Here is a 17,269-nt window from a genome sequence, read left to right as displayed (position 1 = left end):
ACAGAACACTGGAAGTCTTTCAACGCATTCTTCAGATCATCATTTAAACATTAAATGCTACCAATGGCCAACGCCACGACAGTCATAGAATATTTCGAGCTGGCCTGTGAAATTATAATCCAGGAATCTCCCCGAACTTGACTCGCCACCTATAATTGTCGGCAGCCCTGAGGAGTTATAAGAAACTGCGGTAAATGGATTATTAACGCTATAATCCCTGTCTATTAACTGCCAGATAGCATTGGTCTGATGCATGTTGATCTTATTGTCGTAAGAGATATAATTAGTGGTATTAGTGCCATCCGGAGACATTGCTGCAATGGTGGTCAGGTTACCAGCACTTATTGGGAAAAATTATTTCACCTTGACATTCTATACTTAAAATCTTATGTTTGTACATACATAACAACAGCCAATGTACAGACATATATACCTCCTAGTCATAACAGCATTTCTTTTTTCCTGTGCGGCCCAGAAGGAAAACCTGCTACGATATGCAGATCCGGGTATAGGCACCGCGCATAGCCGGTGGTTCTTCTACACTCCAGCCGCATTGCCACACGGCATGGCCAAACTGGCCCCTTCCACGAACGGGCATTATGGCAATCCCAGTGGGTGGGAAGCAGTCGGTTATGACACAAGACACCGGTCAATCGAAGGATTCGCTCATTTCCATGAATGGCAGGTTGGTGGTATCGTCGTCATGCCGGCAACTGGTAAAAGAATACTGATTCCCGGACAGCTGGAAGATGCTGAAAAAGGAGTAAAAAACGGGTATCGTTCGCTGTTTGACCACGGGAATGAAGTGGCTCAGCCAGGCTATTACAAGGTAAAACTTGATGACTATAATATCACTGCTGAACTTACCGCTACTGAGCGTGTAGGATTTCACCGGTACACCTTTCCTGCCAGTCAGGATGCCAGGATCATACTCGATATTGGCAATAAACAGGGAGAAAGTGGTGAAGTGATCGATGCAGGCGTCCGTATGACTGATGCCACACACTTTGAGGGATTTGTCACCACCTACCCAGCCTATATTCAAAAGTATGACCCACAGGGCAGGATCAATATGTATTTCTATGGCGAGATCAGTAAGAAACCTCAGACGGTAGGCGCGTTCAATAATCATGAAGTAAAAGAGGACACCCGGGAGATAAAGGGCAAAGGAGCTGGTCTGTTCCTTGAATTTGCTACAACAAGTCAGGAGACTGTAGAATTAAAGATCGGACTATCCTATACGTCAACACTAAATGCTAAAATGAACTTTGAAGCAGAAGCAACCAAACTCGATTTCAGCCAGGCGAAAAAACGTGCGCAGCAGATCTGGCAACGGGAGCTGGGGAAACTCGCGGTAACCGGCACTAATATACAGGATAAGACCAAATTTTACACCGGACTATATCATGCACTCCTGGGCCGTGGCATTATCAACGATGTGGGGCAGACAAACCTTTATAATACTGACGCAATCTGGGGAGCGTTCTGGAACCTGACGCAGCTTTGGGCACTGGCATATCCTGAGCACTACAACGACTATGTCCGTTCACAAATGGATGTCTATCAGAAAAAGGGCTGGTTTGCCGACGGTGTCTCCAATGGACATTTCACCTCCGGCGTGGGGACCAACTTTGTAGGACTGGCAATTGCCGCAGCCTACCAGTGTGGCATCCGTGATTACGATACACTCCTGGCATACAAGGCCATCAGGGCAAACGAAACAGATGGAACAAACAGACCCGTAGGCTCCGGTAAACTGGACGTATCCGCTTTTAATAAATATGGTTACGCTCCTTTTCTTGAAGAGGATAGAACTGATTCCACAGGTTCCAGGTTTTCAGCATCACACACCCTGGAATATAGCTATAGTGCATTCGCAGCAGCGCAAATGGCAAAAGCCATGGGCAAGCAGGCTGACTATGATTATTTCATCAGCAGGTCTAATGGATGGAAACTGCTTTTCAATCCTGCTTCAAAACTGATACAGCCCAAAACGGCCACTGGTGAATTTATCAGCAATTTTGATCCACTGGAGCCCTGGCGTGGATTTCAGGAGGGTAATGCCATTCAGTACACCTTTTATGTACCGCAACATCCTGCGGGTCTTATCGCAGCTATTGGCAAAGATGAATTTAACGCTAGACTGGACGATATCTTCCGCACAGCTCAGCAAAACAGTTTCGGAGGAGGAAAAACGATCGATGCATTTGCAGGTATAAAGGCCAGTTACAATCATGGCAACCAGCCCAATCTGCATGTGAGCTGGCTGTTTAACTATTCTGGTAAACCCTGGCTTACGCAGAAATGGACACGGGCTATCTGTGATGAATTTTATGGAACAGAAAGCATCCATGGGTATGGCTACGGACAGGATGAAGATCAGGGACAACTGGGTTCCTGGTATGTGATGGCATCCCTGGGACTGTTCGATGTGAAAGGGCTGACCGACCTGCGGCCTGTTATCCAACTGGGAAGCCCACTGTTTGACCGGGCAGACATCAAACTGGGTAACGGCAATACACTCGTCATCATTACGGAAAATAATAGTAAGCAAAACATCTACGTACAATCGGCCAGCTTTAATGGTAAGCCGCTTGATAACGCATGGCTATACCGCGACGAACTGATGAAAGGAGGAAAACTGCTGATGAGAATGGGGAATATGCCTAATGAAAAATGGGGTATTCATACACCTCCCCCATCCATACAGTAAAATAGCATGCGAACATCTCATGTCGTACCGGTGTTCGCATGTTATACCGCTATTATTACACCGGCTTAAACAGCGCATTACTACCAGTTCAATATTACCAAAGCTACTGCCTGTCGCTGTAAATGGAGGGTGAGCTTTAGTTCGCCATTGTTAATGGCCTGCTGCTGCTGCTGCACACATTGCAACATGCCGGCTTTCTCCAGTATTGTGATCTGCTTTTTAGTTGGATGCTGTGGTGAGCCCATCTTTTTCCATACCTCATAGGAATTACTATGCGCATTGTCAATGAGATAAGTTTTAGTGGAGACCAGCTTCGCCGGCACGCCCCTGAATGTTACATTTACTGGCTCCGCAGCGCCTTGTTTATCTTCATCATGGTAGTTCCAGACCATTGCAGTTGCTGACCCGGGGGCTTTGGCAGCAAGTGCCCCGATTTCAGTCTGCTCACCTCTGATACTGGAATCCAGCACTGTTTGCAGCGGGTACATCCGATTCGCGGACACCGCTACTCTTTCGCCGGACATCATACCAAACATCCTGAATACATTCAGCACCGGTTTATCTACCCCATTCGTAGCAAGGTCTCTGAAACCATAGAACCACGGTTGGTTTTCAAATTCAAATGACCAGGATACTGCGCCAAGGAAATTAATAGCATACTGATCTGCCAGGAGATATTTCCGCGCAAAGGAAGCAGCAGTATAACTGGAGTAGAGGGTGCCATTACGGTAGGCATTCTCCGGATTAGTGGCCATTCCGCAGGCAGCACAACCTTCCGGATCCGACTCTCCGATGATCAGCGGTAGATGACGGGTTTGCGGATATGAAGCCGCTATACGAAATCCGGCAGCAATATCCCGAAGTTGCGGAGCCATGTTCATTCTCACTGTACCTTTTATCAGTCGTGGGCTTCCCTTCGCGTGAAACAGCACCGCTTCCAAGGGTGAACCTGTTTCGCCGGTAGCGTAGTTGGTACCGGAAATGCAATGTTCAATAAATTTAGTTGTCCACTCCGTAGCCGTTCTGCCACTTGTTCCAGCAATATTGATCCCTCCTATTCTGGCTGTCGGCAACGCCTTTTTCAAGCCATCAGCAGCATAGTCGTACAACTTAAAAAATTCTTCCTGACTCCCTTTCCAATAGTGTCCGTTCGGCTCATTCCAAACTTCCCAGTACCAGCTTGCCACTTCCTCTTTTCCATAACGTTCAATAGCGTGCTTTGCCCACTGATACACCAGCTCCCGCCATTTATCGTAATCTTTGGGAGGATAGGCCCAGCCGGTAATGATATCCGTATAGGGATCACCTGGCTTCCAATAATGACGGTAAGGTTCGGGATGCGTAGATAATGCCTGCGGCATAAAACCTATTTGTGCCAATGGTTTCATGCCACGACTGATATAGCTATCAAAAATACTGTCCATGATAGTCCAGTTATAAACCGGCTTACCATCACCATCTTCGGTATACACATTTGTCGAGCCCCATTTTAGTGCGGCAATACCATCTCCCGTTACCAACAGACTGTGTGTTCTCACATATACGGGAACAGGACTGAGTTTAGCTATTTCGGAAAGCAACTTCTTTCCGTCCTTCATGTAGGTATAATTCGGTTCATCATAGCCGAACCAGGCCCATACAGGCTTCATAGGGCCTACTGTTTGTTCCAGGTTGATATCAACATATGCAGTCTGATTGTTTTTGAAAGACGACGGAGAAACCTGTGCTGTTAAAGCCTGACTCAAGACTATACAAATGCCGGTCAATAAAATGTTTTTCATAACGGGTTAATTGGTCAGCTAAATTTAATACAATTTGATTGAATGTCTATCGGCACCCTCCCGGGATCGACACCCCAGTTTTTCAATACCGTACATGCAAAGGTGTTACACTCGAAACAGCAGACTACAGCGTAAAAGCCAGTATCAACCCAAACGCTGACAATAAATTATTTTGATAAAATTTTAAGTGTAAAAATTATACATTTGTCTGGCCTACTACGCTGGTTAAGACTATAGCATATATGATAACTAAACCTTTGACCTAATGAGCAACAAAAAAGGACAACCTTTTCCACTGGTAATTGTAGCAATCGTTTTAGGATGGACCATTTACAAGCAGTTCGACTTTAAAACTTTTAGATTCCAGGAAACAGGAATAGGCATTGTATACGTATTAACGTTCCTGATGACTATTTACTTTCTTGTAAGGACCTCCAGGCAAAAATAACTGGGAACGGTATCTGTTGATCGTTGAATTTATAGACGGAACTGGTGTTCCGTCGTTTTTTTCTGTAAATCCTGTGTGATGAAACTGAATGAACGAATCAGTAAGGCCCGTAAAGATAAAGGATATACCCAGGAAGAACTGGCTGATCTCGCGCAGGTGACGGTACGCACTATACAGCGTGTTGAATATGGAGAAAGCGTTCCGAGGAGTTATACACTAAAAGCCATTGCAAAAGCATTGGATGTGCCTTATGAAACATTGACAAATGCGGGATCGGGGGTACAGGATACCGGCACGCCACTGCCAGCAGAAGACATTACCCATTTTTTGAAATTAGTCAACTTATCTTGTTTTTCTTATCTCGTTATTCCCTGGGCACATTTTCTGATACCCAATTTCTTATTAAAAAAGCGAACAAATATAGACGGAGAGGCACTGACCCTTGGCCGGAAAATAGTACGACAGCAGGTATATTGGGTGGTCATTTTGCAATTGCTCATGCTGCTAACACTTGCCTATAACCTTCTCTCAGTAAAAATATCGGGTAATAAGCATTACACCATACACTATTTGTGCCCGTTCTTCTTCATGTATTTCCTGAATGCAGGACTGATCTTGTATAACAGCATGCGCATTCAAAGAAGGACTTAACTTATTGGTTTACAATAAATGTCGTGCAAATGACGTGGAAATGCCGTTGTTGCGGCGCATCCCCTCGCCTACTTTCGCTGTATCAAAAACACATCAGATGCACCCATTATTTATGCTACGCAAGACGGTACTGTTACTCACCACCTTCTTCTATACCTGTCTCTGCTGTCATGCGCAGGACATTCCTGTCAATCAGCTGGTACTACCCGCAGGAAAAGAGTACAAGCTTCCATTTTCATGGGCAAAGTCGGAAGACAGTCAATATAGTGCCCTCCTTATTCCCGTCAGATTTAAAGGTTGTCCACGCATATTTTATATGCAATTTGATACCGGTTCCCCTTATTCTATGTTGTACAGAAATAAGTTACAGGCAATAGGCGACCGTTATCCCCAAACACCCCGTATCTCAGATACAACCGGAAAGTTGCAGCAGTGCAGCATCAGGATAGGGAATATGCCAGTACTGGTCAGGGAAATGGTCATAAAACAATTTGACAGCACCGGTATTAACTGGCAACACAATGCGATGGAGATTATCGGCACCCTGGGAACAGATCTTATTGATAATAAGACCGTTGTCATTAACTATCCTCAAAAGTATATGCTGATCAGTGACCCTCATACCCAACAACAGGCGGGGCAGACCTGGGCTGATCTGATATATGAAAAAAGAAAGATCCTTCTTCCTTTTTCTGTCGGAGGCACTGAGAAGATCGCTTTTTTTGATACGGGATCGAGTGCTTACGGACTGTTGACTGACAAGGCCACAGCTTTACAGTTAGCGTCCCCCGGGGCACTTCCAACAAGCCGGAATGTGTCGTCCTGGGGACGATTGCTCACAGCTACCAGCTTTAAAACAACCGATAGTATAACGATAGCTGACAAAAAACTTCCATTGGGATTCATCACTTATATAGAAGGTGTCAGCGATGCACAGGTAAGCGCAATGAAAAAGTCAGGCATGGGTGGAATGACTGGTAATGCCCTCTTTATCCATAACATACTGGTGATAGATACACGAAATAAAAAGTTCTGTATACTATAGACCATGGGGCAACTATCCTTCGACAGCATTCCCGGCTACGTGATGATCCCAGGGAATACCCGATGTCTCTTTTTCTGTCAACAGGAAAATTCTGACGAATATTCATGCACTGTCTGCCTTTGCCATCCTAATCATCAGAGGGCGCCTGCCAATGTCATTTAACATAGCAGACGCCCTTTGACTATTTAGTGAAACATTTAAACAGTCGCTTCAGCAGCCGGTGTTTGTGTGTTCCTCTTAGGAAGATCTATTCCAAGAAGATGCGCGTACACAGCGATCTGATGTTGACGCACTGTCTGCAATTGCCAATACTTCAATTCATCCACTAATTCATCAGCCGTACCAAGCAGCGGAGACGCAAGGAATGTACAGTACCCAGTAAGCGGTTGCTGATAATTAAATATTGTAAAATCTACGGCTAGCTTGTCGAAGAATTCCTGTAGATTCATCTTTTCCATTCTTTTTGTATGCTTATCCATATAGCTCATGTTGATGTTAGCAGCACGTGGGCCTGGCCTGTATAAAGTACCGATAGCATGAAGACCTGCCACTGTTGGATAAAAAGGCACTATATCATTTAAATTCTGGCAATGCTCCTGAGAAGAGATCTTTCTGTTCAGATCAGCCTGAAATGCAGCATTGCCGGATGCGGGTGCCGCAAAGGTAATAAGGTATATTTTTCCCTGCATCGACACTTTCAGCATCTGCATGAAGTATGAAGCATAAACTTTAGCGAGGTTCCCCCCAAGACTATGCCCTGCAATGATCAGTCTCTTACGATCTCCTACTGCGTTCTTCGTGAGGAAGTCAAGCAGTGTTTCAGGAGCACTATTCTTCAACGCATTATGTACTTTCTCCATTTCCAGGAAGGCAATGGCTCCGCCTGCGCTGATCGCGGCTGCGGTACCACCGTATTTCCATGGCCACAGTACACTATTCAGATCTTCCAGAATATAGTCCACTAATGTATCCCAGTCTTCGGTAGGCATAACGGACCCTCTGATAGCAAGCACAAAAACATCCTCAGCCGTATAATTAGTGTCCTTGGCCACAAAAAAGTAGTTGGGATCACGTGGTTGCCCACTGCTCCAGACCATTTGCCAGCCTGGCATCAGCTTACTTAAATTTCCTTCAGGATTTTCACCGGAAGCAACAAAACAAAACTGTAAGGCTAGTGCTCTGTACCCGGGAGCAACCGCATTGTTTTCGGAGTTCATGGTTATGGTATTTTGAAGTTAAAAAAACAAATAGTGGGGTGATTAATTGAATAACACTTCCTATTGTGTTAAGGGCAGAAAGTTGTCCGGCTTTCAAACATTCATCGTGGTGTTATTATGAGATTCAAAAAGATAACTGTCCCAAGTAAATGATTATTAGCATTATAAACAAATTAATGTTTTTTATATTGAATAAATTTATAGTGGATCGATACATGACAATCGGGAGACTAAACACAATACATATCTAATGTAATAAACTACTATCCTGATATTCTGCATGCAGCTTCTCCTCATGACCAGGAGCACACCTGTAAAAGCCCAGACCTGTCTCAACTAGCGGGGTACTTATACGCTTCGCCTTTGAGGTTTGTTGCCCCCTATAGTCGTAAATCTAAATGATTAAAAATAGTGAACTATTCTTTTTTCTTAATAAATCGAAAGCTGCACAGTCATATTAAGTTCGGCGGCTAAACTAATTAGCTCAATGGGCAGAAATATCTTTTCTGAAAACTTTCCATCTGTCATTTCTATTCCAAAGTCTAAATTTATGTGTTCAACACCCTCTGTTCCTTTAATTTGCATAAGTTGATCCCGGTGCAACTTTAAGAAGCTGACTGTATCCTGCACTTGCGTGCTCAGAGTATTAAAATCCGCGTTACTGGTTTCAATTGTTACAAAAGAATAAGGAAGTATTTCTCCATTGGGTTTCAGTGAAGAGCGAGGCTCGCCATTATTTCTTTGTTTCACAGCTACCAATCCTGTAGTACTTAAGAACGAAGGGACATCGAAATATTCCAGCTATTAGTAAATTACAAGGCATAAAATTATTAATCAATTTATAATTTGTTACAGTGCAGAAATGATAGGCTATGGAATTAGAACATCAAGATTACAAATTAGCGGTAGCCTCTCTTGACAAACAACCCTATTCACTAGTTAATAACTTCCGAAGATGATGCGATAGTGATATCCGCATACCGCCATGACTGGTCAAACGCAGCTCTCACCCGCTTTGCTTCACTGGTCTTTTGTTGACCTGTCAATGCATGATACAACCCTATCAAAGCCCAGCCATTCTTTCTCCATATCTGCAAATCCCGTACATATACTTCCTCCGCCTCTCTATATTTACCAGCTTTGAGTAATACCGCCCCCAACTGATGCCTGACAGAGAAGAACCAGTCAGGAGGTTCATTATAGTTCAGCTGATCCTCCATGGCCACCGCTTCTCGCAATAAAGCAATAGCTGTATCCATCTTACGCTGCTTCGCCGCTATTCCGGCAGATAATACCTTCTCCGCAATTCGTACCAGATCAGCGATCGTGTTTATATTCCAGACAGTCAAATCTTTCAGTGTAGTATCCCTCGCCAGCTTTCCCAGACAGCCCATCTCCTGCTGTGCTTCAGCGATATCATTCTTTCCCAGATACGCCATCCCTCTTGCATAGTGCCAGATAGCCTGCGGATAGACAAGGTCTTCTGCAGGAGCTGGCAGCGCAAAGATCGTATCCCACATACCCAGCTTGACGGCGATGTAATAAGGTATCGTATAATAGTGCTGCAGGGTGCCCCACCCCGGCAACCGCATAACATCTTCCGCAGTATGTGCCTGTAGCTTCTTCGCCGCCATCCACGCCAGCTTTGAATGGCCTTCCAGTGTAGCCGTTGCCGCCAGAAAATGGTAATTATGCGGATAATAAGCCAGCGGATATACTCCCTGGGCGTGGCACGCAGTCGTATAACTACTATCTGCCGCCACTGCCTGCACATTCGACAGTGAACCCAGGTGGTAATCGCCGGTATTGATATAAATATGTGAAGACATATGCAGCAAATGCCCTGCTCCGCGCACTAATGTGTCGAGCGCCTGCGCGCTTGCCAGTGCCTTTTCGGGAGTAGCAGATGCTTCGAGCGCATGTATATAGAAATGATGGGCGCCCGGATGACGGGGGTTGATTTGGATGAGGTGTTCCAGTACGCTCAGCAGCTCCGGTGTCCAGGCACGCGGTTGCTTCGTTTTCTTATCATATAGATCCCAGGGATGAAGATCCATCAATGCTTCCGCATAGAGTGCCCCGATATCGGGATCTGTAGGGAACTGCTCATATACCTTCTTCATGGCTGCCGCATAGGCAATATCCAGCGGCTGCCGGTCGGCAGGTGGCTCCTTCGCGTAGCGGGTGACCAGTGCATTGATCAACGCTATTTCCTTCGGCATACACTTCGCTGAAAGCGCTTGTGCCTTCACTGCTGCGGCATAGGCCCGCTGAAAATTATCTTCTTCCATGCCGGCATTGTAGTTGGGCCCCAGTACATACGCAAATCCCCAATAAGCCATAGCACAGGTACTATCCAGCCGGGAGGCTTCATAAAAGGAACGCGCAGCCTCAGCATGGTTAAAGCCATACGCGAGCATCATGCCCTGGTTAAAATATTCCCTGGCCCCGGGATGGGTGGCTGAGATGTGAAAATCTATCCCCTCAAGGCCCTTTAACTTAGGCGCCTTCTTACCGGAAGTATACCAGTCTTTGTCCATGGTGCTGGATGTGGCACAGGAGATCGTAGCTGCTGCTATATCGGCAGAAGGCTGCTCTTTGGATGACTTGACATTACTGCATGCAAAGAGCATTAAAATGGCCGCCATCTTTAAACAGTTGTGTTTCATGAGAAGCTTATTTATTTGGGGGGTTGATGCATATCGTAAGCTCCACTCAATGCTGAACGTATAGAATAACAGCGATATACGTTCTCTTAGCTATAACAATTTACAAAATGTGCCAGTAATAGAAAAATGGAACTGGTGCTTTAAAGCCTACCTTTGTCCGGAGAAATGACATACGATGCGTAAAACCAACAAACCTATTCCTGTAAACTATTTAGATGATGATTTTATCAATGCTATATTCTTATGCCCTGCAATGATCTCTAACACGATGTCAAAATAAGTTTGCCCCTTTCCCGCTTCCAATGCCGACAACTGCGCAGTGAAATGCGTCTTATTAAACGGTGACCCCGGCGCCAGTTTTTCCAGATAATAATTCCTCGTAGCCTCATATCCTAACGCATCCTTACTCTTGCTGATATGTAGCCAGATCAGCTGCACCGGCTCCTGCCCTTTGATAGCACCCAATCCTCCGTAGAGCAGGTCGTCAAATGCATCCAGACTATTACCTATTTCCCAGTCTTCTTCCTGCATGAATACGCGATTGATCTCTTTGTAGAACGAAGGAATATCATGTATATGGTCTCCATTGATAACAAGCTGCTTCTTCATATTGCCGGCAAACTACAAAAAAGACACAAATACTGGCAATCCACTACACTGACGCCGATATTATCCTTATCGGCTATTACTCTGATATTATCCGAAGGATTCAGCTAAGGCCTCAGCAAGCGTTGTTCTATCAACTCAATCGTATTAATGGCGAACCTGAAAATATCAGGGTTCACAGTGGAGTGTAATACTTTTTTAAAGTGTGCAGCATCATCCCAGCTGCTTTCCGGATTCTCTCCGTTGGGATGATAGTTATGAATATATTGCTGCCAACACAACGCAACCGTTGTTACTGCTGGCATTCAGACCAAGTGCAGCAGTGTATGAAATGCCGGTCACGTATCGGGCTACGCCGGGTCTGGGGATTTATACCGGATGTTTGGGATGTCTTTCACTGGTGAGCGTACTGACGATTGGAATACAGACTTATCGGACGGCGGTGATGAATCCGGTAGAGACGTTGCGGCAGGAATAACGACGCCTGACATTTCAATAATAATGCTACTGAAATGCAAATGATACATTCTTCAATAGGTGAACTTTTTCCTTTAGCCCAATAACAACTCTTTCACCGTTTTTCTTCCCGGCAAATCGACCGCCACTATGATGATCCTGCCACCAACGGGCCGCGCGGTTGATCTATAATGCCAATCTATTCCATTCCGGCCCAATACCGCCGGACCGCTCTCAATAATAACACCATCAGTATCCACTACCTGCACGGCTACCTCGGCCACCCGAAATTCATCCCTGGCAGTTACGATCACTTCAGTATCTTCTAATGTGATATTCTGGACCTCGGGAGAGCGGTAAGCATCCTTTACGGCCATATTATAGGCATTCTGCCCTGGGCCAGCCAGCGACGCATAATAGGCCTTTATCGCGGGATCGTTCATCATATCCCTCGCCAGATCCGCCGCTATGCGCATTTTATGCCTGGCTTCCAGCTGTTTTTTTGTTGGTTTCCGATTAGAAGGGCGGCGTTTCTTCGCCATAATGATTTGCCCATTCCGTTCGTAAATAGTGACTTGTCTACCGATAGAACCCCGCACCAGTTGCAGGAGGATATTGTCTTTAACAATGGCCATAATGATCAATTTTGAGGTTATAGTTACAAATATACATGAAATCGATCAGGTCTCCAGTCTAAATGAGTACTAATACGTCATTTGTATATCACTTCAATATCCCGGCGATATATAGATATCCTCTAAATAACCTTATGATGACGGCATGCACTGGATACTAAACAGGTAACAGGCACTGACTGGATAGGCATGTCAATGATGACAAACTCTTTTTTCCCCAGCCCCACAAGTCCCATGTGTGATGTGTAAACCCTTCTTTTCCTGGAGAAGGCATGTCCGCAGTATCGATATACACGATGTTCAAGGGAGGGTTTTATGACGGCTTGATTATCAAGCACCTTCCTGCAGGTGATCAACTACAGACTTATGCGACGGACCTTGAAGGGACACCCGAAGCGCTGGCACTGAACGAGGCGAAGAACCTTGCTGGCCCGGAGTTATTACAGCTTACTTTGGTACTGCGGATTATCCTGATAGTTGCGTTCACTTGTCTGGTGGTGTATACGAGATCGGAAAAAGCCAGGCAACCTGCTACTGCCTGGGTGATACTTATAAAAAGGCGCCCTTAAACGTAGTTGCTGCTATGTTTAAGGGCGTTTGCTTTGAGTTTATTTACAGATAATAGTGCCTGGATCAATCATGAAACAGCACCGCTAATCGCCATCAACAATGCCCCGGACCGTTTCTGATAAGCACTACTTCGATAAAGTCAGTGGCGATTTCATGTCACGACAGGCTGGCCAGGAATTTTCTTGCCCAACATTCCCCCTGAATACGTCCACGCTTATCCAAAAAAACATACAAAAAGAGGGAATTTTGCTGACCCTCTTTTTGCGAATCGAATGATATATGCCTCTGACAGTCTAAAACTGTTTCAAATTTGCCTTTTTGATGCTGCACAAATTAACTACCGGCTAAGGAAGACCGCTGCCATCTTTTAAGTCGGGGTATCATGTCAATGGACTGACGAATGATATTTTCCTGTAAGTTATTCTTTCTCATTTCCGTTTCTGCTATCTCTTTCATTCGTTCGAGCGTCATATCAGGATCAGTGAACGCTCCAGCCTGATAACAGTATTTACAATACAAATCACTTTTTGATCCATCCCTTTCAGTGCCTCTGTTTTCTATATCATCAATAGGAAGCGTACAACTCTGACAGAATAATTGTGGTTGCATGATAAAATGATTTAGACTTAATGGATATATGCAGATTAAAATGCTTGTGCTGATTTGATAAATCAGCACAGGACTGTTGTCCTGAATGATCAATGACCTGACCCATGGCAGTTATAATCTATTGTCAATTCTCCGATGAAATCATATCCGAGGAACTCACCTGCGCTTTCTTTTCCACCGATAACAGTTGGGAGTCCGAAGTTATTATATGCAACAGCCGTGAATGGATTATTCACACTGTAATTCCGATCTATCAACTGCCAGATGGGGTGTGTCTGATGCGGATTGATCTTATTGTCGTAAGCAACCAGGTTAATGCTATCTATACCTTGCGGGTAAGTGGTTGCGAGGGCAATAAGATTTCCTGCGGCGTTATAATAATAGCGCAGTTCACGGGTGTCAGGGATAGGTCTGATATCGACTTCCCTGGCGACTATAATTCTACCATAACGATCATAGGTAAAGTCGGTATAGCGTACACCATGGAAAATCTGTTCAGGAAGCGGGCCTGTGCCAATGACACCAAAAGTGTATGTGGTGTCTGTAACCGGCCTTAGTGCATCACTATAACTGTTATTATTATAGACGTAATGATGCCATGTTTCGAATGTTACATTGCCACTGTAAGCACCAATGATGTCAGTTAGACGATTGTATTTGTCGTAGCGAAAAAGAAAATTCGGGGCTCCTGTTCCGACATGAGTTCTTGTCATACTGACAGGATTCCCTTTAGCATTATAGGTGATCAAAACTGAGTCAGTGAAGAGTATCTCTCCTTTTAGTTTAGTGATCTGACACCTCGGTGGGTGCGGGTATGGATAATCATGCTTATCGCAACTATAAAAAAGAGCGCTGCACAATAATAAGCTGAATAGAGAGGTAATTAATGTTTTCACAATGGTAGAATTTAAAAGATAATAAAATGACAATCTGATAAGCTTTAATGGGGCTGGCGATCAACTCTAAAGTCACAACGGGACGGTACTAAAGTTGGGATATAAACATATTATGGGAAATGACCATGATCATCATACATGATGATGGCTGACATACTGGATTGGAACTGGACCTACTTAGCCAAAATAAATACGCACGGGTGGCAACCCTATTTATGTCAGCAGGTTAATAAAATATTCTTTTGTTAAGATCCGGGGAGTGGTGAGTGATCACTGTCATTCAACTGCTTGACTATACTCATCGATTATTTGTGTGCGATACGACAGCTTAGAAATAGAAGAACCATTATTATTGAAAACAAACATTTTACCATGAAACCGAAAATGAATAAAGACCTGATGGATATAATTTCCTCTACCGATCGGCCAAGTGTTTCCATTATCATGCCGATAGAAACCAAACCGGGCTCCCGGAAAGAGTTGGCGTTTCACCTGCAGTTATCGATAACTGCCATTGAAAAAGAGCTAAAACACCGCAATTATCCAGACGACACAATAGCACTCATGGATAACAAATTGAAAACCCTGATAAAATCCGTAAATATATCAGGTAGCCGGAAAGGGGTAGTGATATATGCATCTCCGGTTTCTGAGCACATATATTACCTCAACACGCCGGTAGAAAGTCAGCTGTATGTTGATCAACCTTTTAAGATACGAGATTTTGTCAAAAACATTAAGGAACAGCAACAATATCTTGTGTTGGTGCTAAGCAAGGCAAATAGCCGGATCATTCTGGGAAATACATCAGAGTTTACGACTCTTATCAATCTTGAGACGAAAGACATTGACGATATCCAATACGATTTACCGGAAAGGGTAAGTAACTTCTCTGATCCTTCTTCATCCAAAGACGTTGCTACAGAAAAATGGTTACGTTATATTGATTCAAAACTGGAAAAATTCCTCAAGGTCTACGACTTACCGATATTCCTTTTAGGAACAGAAAAGATGTTGGGGCATTTCTCTAAAATCAGCCATCATAGAAACCGGATTGTTAACTATATCCATGGCAACTTTGATGATGCTGACATCTATCAATTAAAGTCTTCGCTTCGACCATCCGTTTCAGACTGGAAAAAGGTAAGAGATACCCATCTTTTATTGCAGCTGCGGGAACTGTTTGATAATGGAAAGCTGGCATGCGGAATAAAAGATGTATGGAAAAAGGCGTTTCAGAAAAATGGGCGCTTGCTGGTAATAGAACAAAACTATAGATTTCAAACGCGACCCGGAGTATTGACAAAGCCTGGATTTACGAAAGAATCCGAAAATACCACTACCGATAGCATCGACGCTGTTGATGAAATAATAGCGCAAATATTGTCAAACGGTGGGGATATCAAATTTGTAGACGATGGTATGTTGGAGGCTTATCATCATATAGCGCTGGCAGGTTTTCATTGACCCCCAATCCTGTAAATCAGTTGCCGCTTTGCTCTGGCAATATGCTCCTTGCTACTTAAGGTAATGAGTATATCTGCTCCTTTAGTACCTGTAGAATATATTGTCACACATACATTCATTAATACACATAATATTTTTCAATAACTTCAAGTTAAAAACATGTATTCCCACCTCTTGTTTTTTCCAGGAAAAAGATAGAAATTCATTTAACACAACTGTAGAATAACCATACCCCGCCTGCCGACAGATTATTGAGTACATAAATATGCCCCTATGTATAAGACACACACACTACCTTCCCGTATCTTCGGACTAGATTTCGCACGCACATTTGCTATTACTCTCGTGTTAATAGCACATTTCTTTAAGAAACTTGATCACCTTGGCTTTGGGGGAGTAGAACTCTTCTTTGGTCTAAGTGGCTTTCTGATCGGACAAATTCTATGGCGTAGTTATTCAGCATCAAACAAATGGTCTTTCAGGCATGTCATGAACTTCTGGTCACGCCGATGGTGGCGTACCTTACCAAATTACTATCTTTTTCTGCTTCTTATGCTGCCTTACCATTACTTTATTGCGGGGGGCTTCCCTCCCTTATCAGTTCTGGGTAAACACCTATGGTTCGGTCAGAATTTACTAAGCCGTCAGGATGGCTTTTTTGGAGTGGCCTGGAGTTTGTGTGTGGAGGAGTTTTTTTATCTCCTGTTTCCATTGATACTATTCATTATAAACCGGTCGCTTCCTCAACGCAAATCGACATTTCTTATCGCATTAAGTGTAATTTTTATCTTTTCAGCAATAATTCGGGAAATACTAATGCATCAGGAAGTCACTACCGGTGTCAGGGGTGTAACACTGGCCAGACTGGATGCAATTGGCTGCGGCGTATTGATAAGTTTCTGGTTATGTAACGCTGAACTTAATAACCTCAAAAAGTGGATAGCCTTTTCATTAGGCTGTATCCTTTTTGTGATTGCATATGCAGGCATTTATCATGCGGGATCGTTAAACAGCGCTACGATCGAGAGGAGGTATTTACTGGTGATCAGCTCACTGAGCTTTTCACTAATGTTACCAGCATTGAGCATGTTACCTAAACCTCAGGGAATTTTCAGCATATGCTCAAAATGGATAGAAAATATCAGCTCATGGTCTTATTCTATCTATTTAAGCCACATTCCTATACTATTCACTGTTTATAAACTCATACAGCATAAAGTACTTTCAAAAGCAGCCGGCCTGCTAATCACTTTGGCTGTTTCTGCCCTGTTATTCAAATATTTTGAGACGCCATTGATGAAAAAAAGGCCGAAAGAGATTGCTTCATAACGCGTGTCAACTTATACAGCCCGGTAATAACAGATGACCATTTATTTTCTATCTTCTTCGATGCAGCCCTACGGTTAATACTGCTGCACAATACGGAACATCATTCGCTTAGACTCGCCAAGTACACCTGCAGCTGTTCTTCTTTTCTTCAACACATCTGATTTGTAGTAGGCAAAT

15 protein-coding genes are annotated in these 17,269 nt (G+C 44.0%); 7 read left to right on the top strand and 8 right to left on the bottom strand.

Features of this window, described 5'->3' with window-relative positions; translation table 11 throughout:
* Positions 1–415 precede the first annotated feature (415 nt).
* Positions 416–2,713, top strand: coding sequence for a GH92 family glycosyl hydrolase (locus GWR21_RS29460; protein WP_162335272.1), 2,298 nt, complete (start codon positions 416–418; stop codon positions 2,711–2,713).
* A gap of 80 nt (positions 2,714–2,793) precedes the next feature.
* On the opposite strand, the gene GWR21_RS29455 is transcribed toward GWR21_RS29460, so the two are convergent.
* Positions 2,794–4,494, bottom strand: a complete 1,701-nt coding sequence (locus GWR21_RS29455) for a GH39 family glycosyl hydrolase (RefSeq protein WP_162335271.1) — start codon at positions 4,492–4,494, stop codon at positions 2,794–2,796.
* 526 nt (positions 4,495–5,020) lie between these two features.
* Here GWR21_RS29455 and GWR21_RS29450 point away from each other — a divergent pair.
* Both GWR21_RS29450 and GWR21_RS29445 read left to right on the top strand, forming a co-directional pair.
* Positions 5,021–5,593 carry a helix-turn-helix domain-containing protein gene (locus GWR21_RS29450; RefSeq protein ID WP_162335270.1) on the top strand — a complete coding sequence of 191 codons (573 nt, stop codon included), beginning with the start codon at positions 5,021–5,023 and terminating at the stop codon, positions 5,591–5,593.
* 97 nt (positions 5,594–5,690) lie between these two features.
* Positions 5,691–6,638, top strand: coding sequence for a hypothetical protein (locus GWR21_RS29445; protein ID WP_162335269.1), 948 nt, complete (start codon positions 5,691–5,693; stop codon positions 6,636–6,638).
* 197 nt (positions 6,639–6,835) lie between these two features.
* Here GWR21_RS29445 and GWR21_RS29440 read toward each other — a convergent pair whose 3' ends face one another.
* From GWR21_RS29440 to GWR21_RS29425, 4 genes are all read right to left on the bottom strand, one after another.
* Positions 6,836–7,855 carry a lipase family protein gene (locus GWR21_RS29440; RefSeq protein WP_162335268.1) on the bottom strand — a complete coding sequence of 340 codons (1,020 nt, stop codon included), beginning with the start codon at positions 7,853–7,855 and terminating at the stop codon, positions 6,836–6,838.
* Positions 7,856–8,284: 429 nt separating this feature from the next.
* Complete coding sequence (locus GWR21_RS29435; protein WP_162335267.1) at positions 8,285–8,605, bottom strand: hypothetical protein; 321 nt, start codon at positions 8,603–8,605, stop codon at positions 8,285–8,287.
* A 185-nt stretch (positions 8,606–8,790) separates the two neighbouring features.
* Positions 8,791–10,524 carry a tetratricopeptide repeat protein gene (locus GWR21_RS29430; RefSeq protein WP_162335266.1) on the bottom strand — a complete coding sequence of 578 codons (1,734 nt, stop codon included), beginning with the start codon at positions 10,522–10,524 and terminating at the stop codon, positions 8,791–8,793.
* Between the two features lie 207 nt (positions 10,525–10,731).
* On the bottom strand, positions 10,732–11,133 hold the full coding sequence (locus GWR21_RS29425; protein WP_162335265.1) for a barstar family protein: 402 nt from the start codon (positions 11,131–11,133) through the stop codon (positions 10,732–10,734).
* Between the two features lie 202 nt (positions 11,134–11,335).
* On the opposite strand from GWR21_RS29425, the gene GWR21_RS29420 reads away from it, so the two are divergent.
* Positions 11,336–11,608: a hypothetical protein gene (locus tag GWR21_RS29420; RefSeq protein WP_162335264.1), complete on the top strand. Its 273-nt coding sequence runs from the start codon at positions 11,336–11,338 to the stop codon at positions 11,606–11,608.
* A 73-nt stretch (positions 11,609–11,681) separates the two neighbouring features.
* Here GWR21_RS29420 and GWR21_RS29415 read toward each other — a convergent pair whose 3' ends face one another.
* On the bottom strand, positions 11,682–12,221 hold the full coding sequence (locus tag GWR21_RS29415) for a hypothetical protein (RefSeq protein WP_162335263.1): 540 nt from the start codon (positions 12,219–12,221) through the stop codon (positions 11,682–11,684).
* 272 nt (positions 12,222–12,493) lie between these two features.
* On the opposite strand from GWR21_RS29415, the gene GWR21_RS29410 reads away from it, so the two are divergent.
* Entirely contained in the window at positions 12,494–12,790 is a 297-nt protein-coding gene (locus GWR21_RS29410; protein ID WP_202929008.1) for a hypothetical protein, read from the top strand.
* A gap of 334 nt (positions 12,791–13,124) precedes the next feature.
* Here GWR21_RS29410 and GWR21_RS29405 read toward each other — a convergent pair whose 3' ends face one another.
* Together GWR21_RS29405 and GWR21_RS29400 are read right to left on the bottom strand one after the other, a co-directional pair.
* On the bottom strand, positions 13,125–13,400 hold the full coding sequence (locus GWR21_RS29405; RefSeq protein WP_162335262.1) for a zinc ribbon domain-containing protein: 276 nt from the start codon (positions 13,398–13,400) through the stop codon (positions 13,125–13,127).
* An 89-nt stretch (positions 13,401–13,489) separates the two neighbouring features.
* Positions 13,490–14,113 (bottom strand): hypothetical protein, encoded by a 624-nt coding sequence (locus tag GWR21_RS29400; protein ID WP_162335261.1) that lies wholly within the window; start codon positions 14,111–14,113, stop codon positions 13,490–13,492.
* 555 nt (positions 14,114–14,668) lie between these two features.
* Here GWR21_RS29400 and GWR21_RS29395 point away from each other — a divergent pair.
* Together GWR21_RS29395 and GWR21_RS29390 are read left to right on the top strand one after the other, a co-directional pair.
* Positions 14,669–15,763: a baeRF3 domain-containing protein gene (locus GWR21_RS29395; protein WP_162335260.1), complete on the top strand. Its 1,095-nt coding sequence runs from the start codon at positions 14,669–14,671 to the stop codon at positions 15,761–15,763.
* Between the two features lie 273 nt (positions 15,764–16,036).
* Positions 16,037–17,092, top strand: a complete 1,056-nt coding sequence (locus GWR21_RS29390; protein WP_162335259.1) for an acyltransferase family protein — start codon at positions 16,037–16,039, stop codon at positions 17,090–17,092.
* Positions 17,093–17,269: the final 177 nt, after the last annotated feature.

This window comes from Chitinophaga agri (assembly GCF_010093065.1).
GTDB classification, from domain to species: Bacteria; Bacteroidota; Bacteroidia; order Chitinophagales; family Chitinophagaceae; genus Chitinophaga; species Chitinophaga agri.
This window is presented reverse-complemented; position numbering and strand designations above follow the sequence as displayed.

Bases quoted from the DNA above. Each gene is read 5' to 3' on its own strand.
- GWR21_RS29455 (WP_162335271.1), bottom strand. From the start codon at position 4,494: ATGAAAAACATTTTATTGACCGGCATTTGTATAGTCTTGAGTCAGGCT.
- GWR21_RS29425 (WP_162335265.1), bottom strand. From the start codon at position 11,133: ATGAAGAAGCAGCTTGTTATCAATGGAGACCATATACATGATATTCCT.
- GWR21_RS29445 (WP_162335269.1), top strand. From the start codon at position 5,691: ATGCACCCATTATTTATGCTACGCAAGACGGTACTGTTACTCACCACC.
- GWR21_RS29415 (WP_162335263.1), bottom strand. From the start codon at position 12,221: ATGGCCATTGTTAAAGACAATATCCTCCTGCAACTGGTGCGGGGTTCT.
- GWR21_RS29400 (WP_162335261.1), bottom strand. From the start codon at position 14,113: ATGACAAGAACTCATGTCGGAACAGGAGCCCCGAATTTTCTTTTTCGC.
- GWR21_RS29410 (WP_202929008.1), top strand. From the start codon at position 12,494: ATGTCCGCAGTATCGATATACACGATGTTCAAGGGAGGGTTTTATGAC.
- GWR21_RS29395 (WP_162335260.1), top strand. From the start codon at position 14,669: ATGAAACCGAAAATGAATAAAGACCTGATGGATATAATTTCCTCTACC.
- GWR21_RS29405 (WP_162335262.1), bottom strand. From the start codon at position 13,400: ATGCAACCACAATTATTCTGTCAGAGTTGTACGCTTCCTATTGATGAT.
- GWR21_RS29430 (WP_162335266.1), bottom strand. From the start codon at position 10,524: ATGAAACACAACTGTTTAAAGATGGCGGCCATTTTAATGCTCTTTGCA.
- GWR21_RS29390 (WP_162335259.1), top strand. From the start codon at position 16,037: ATGTATAAGACACACACACTACCTTCCCGTATCTTCGGACTAGATTTC.
- GWR21_RS29440 (WP_162335268.1), bottom strand. From the start codon at position 7,855: ATGAACTCCGAAAACAATGCGGTTGCTCCCGGGTACAGAGCACTAGCC.
- GWR21_RS29460 (WP_162335272.1), top strand. From the start codon at position 416: ATGTACAGACATATATACCTCCTAGTCATAACAGCATTTCTTTTTTCC.
- GWR21_RS29450 (WP_162335270.1), top strand. From the start codon at position 5,021: ATGAAACTGAATGAACGAATCAGTAAGGCCCGTAAAGATAAAGGATAT.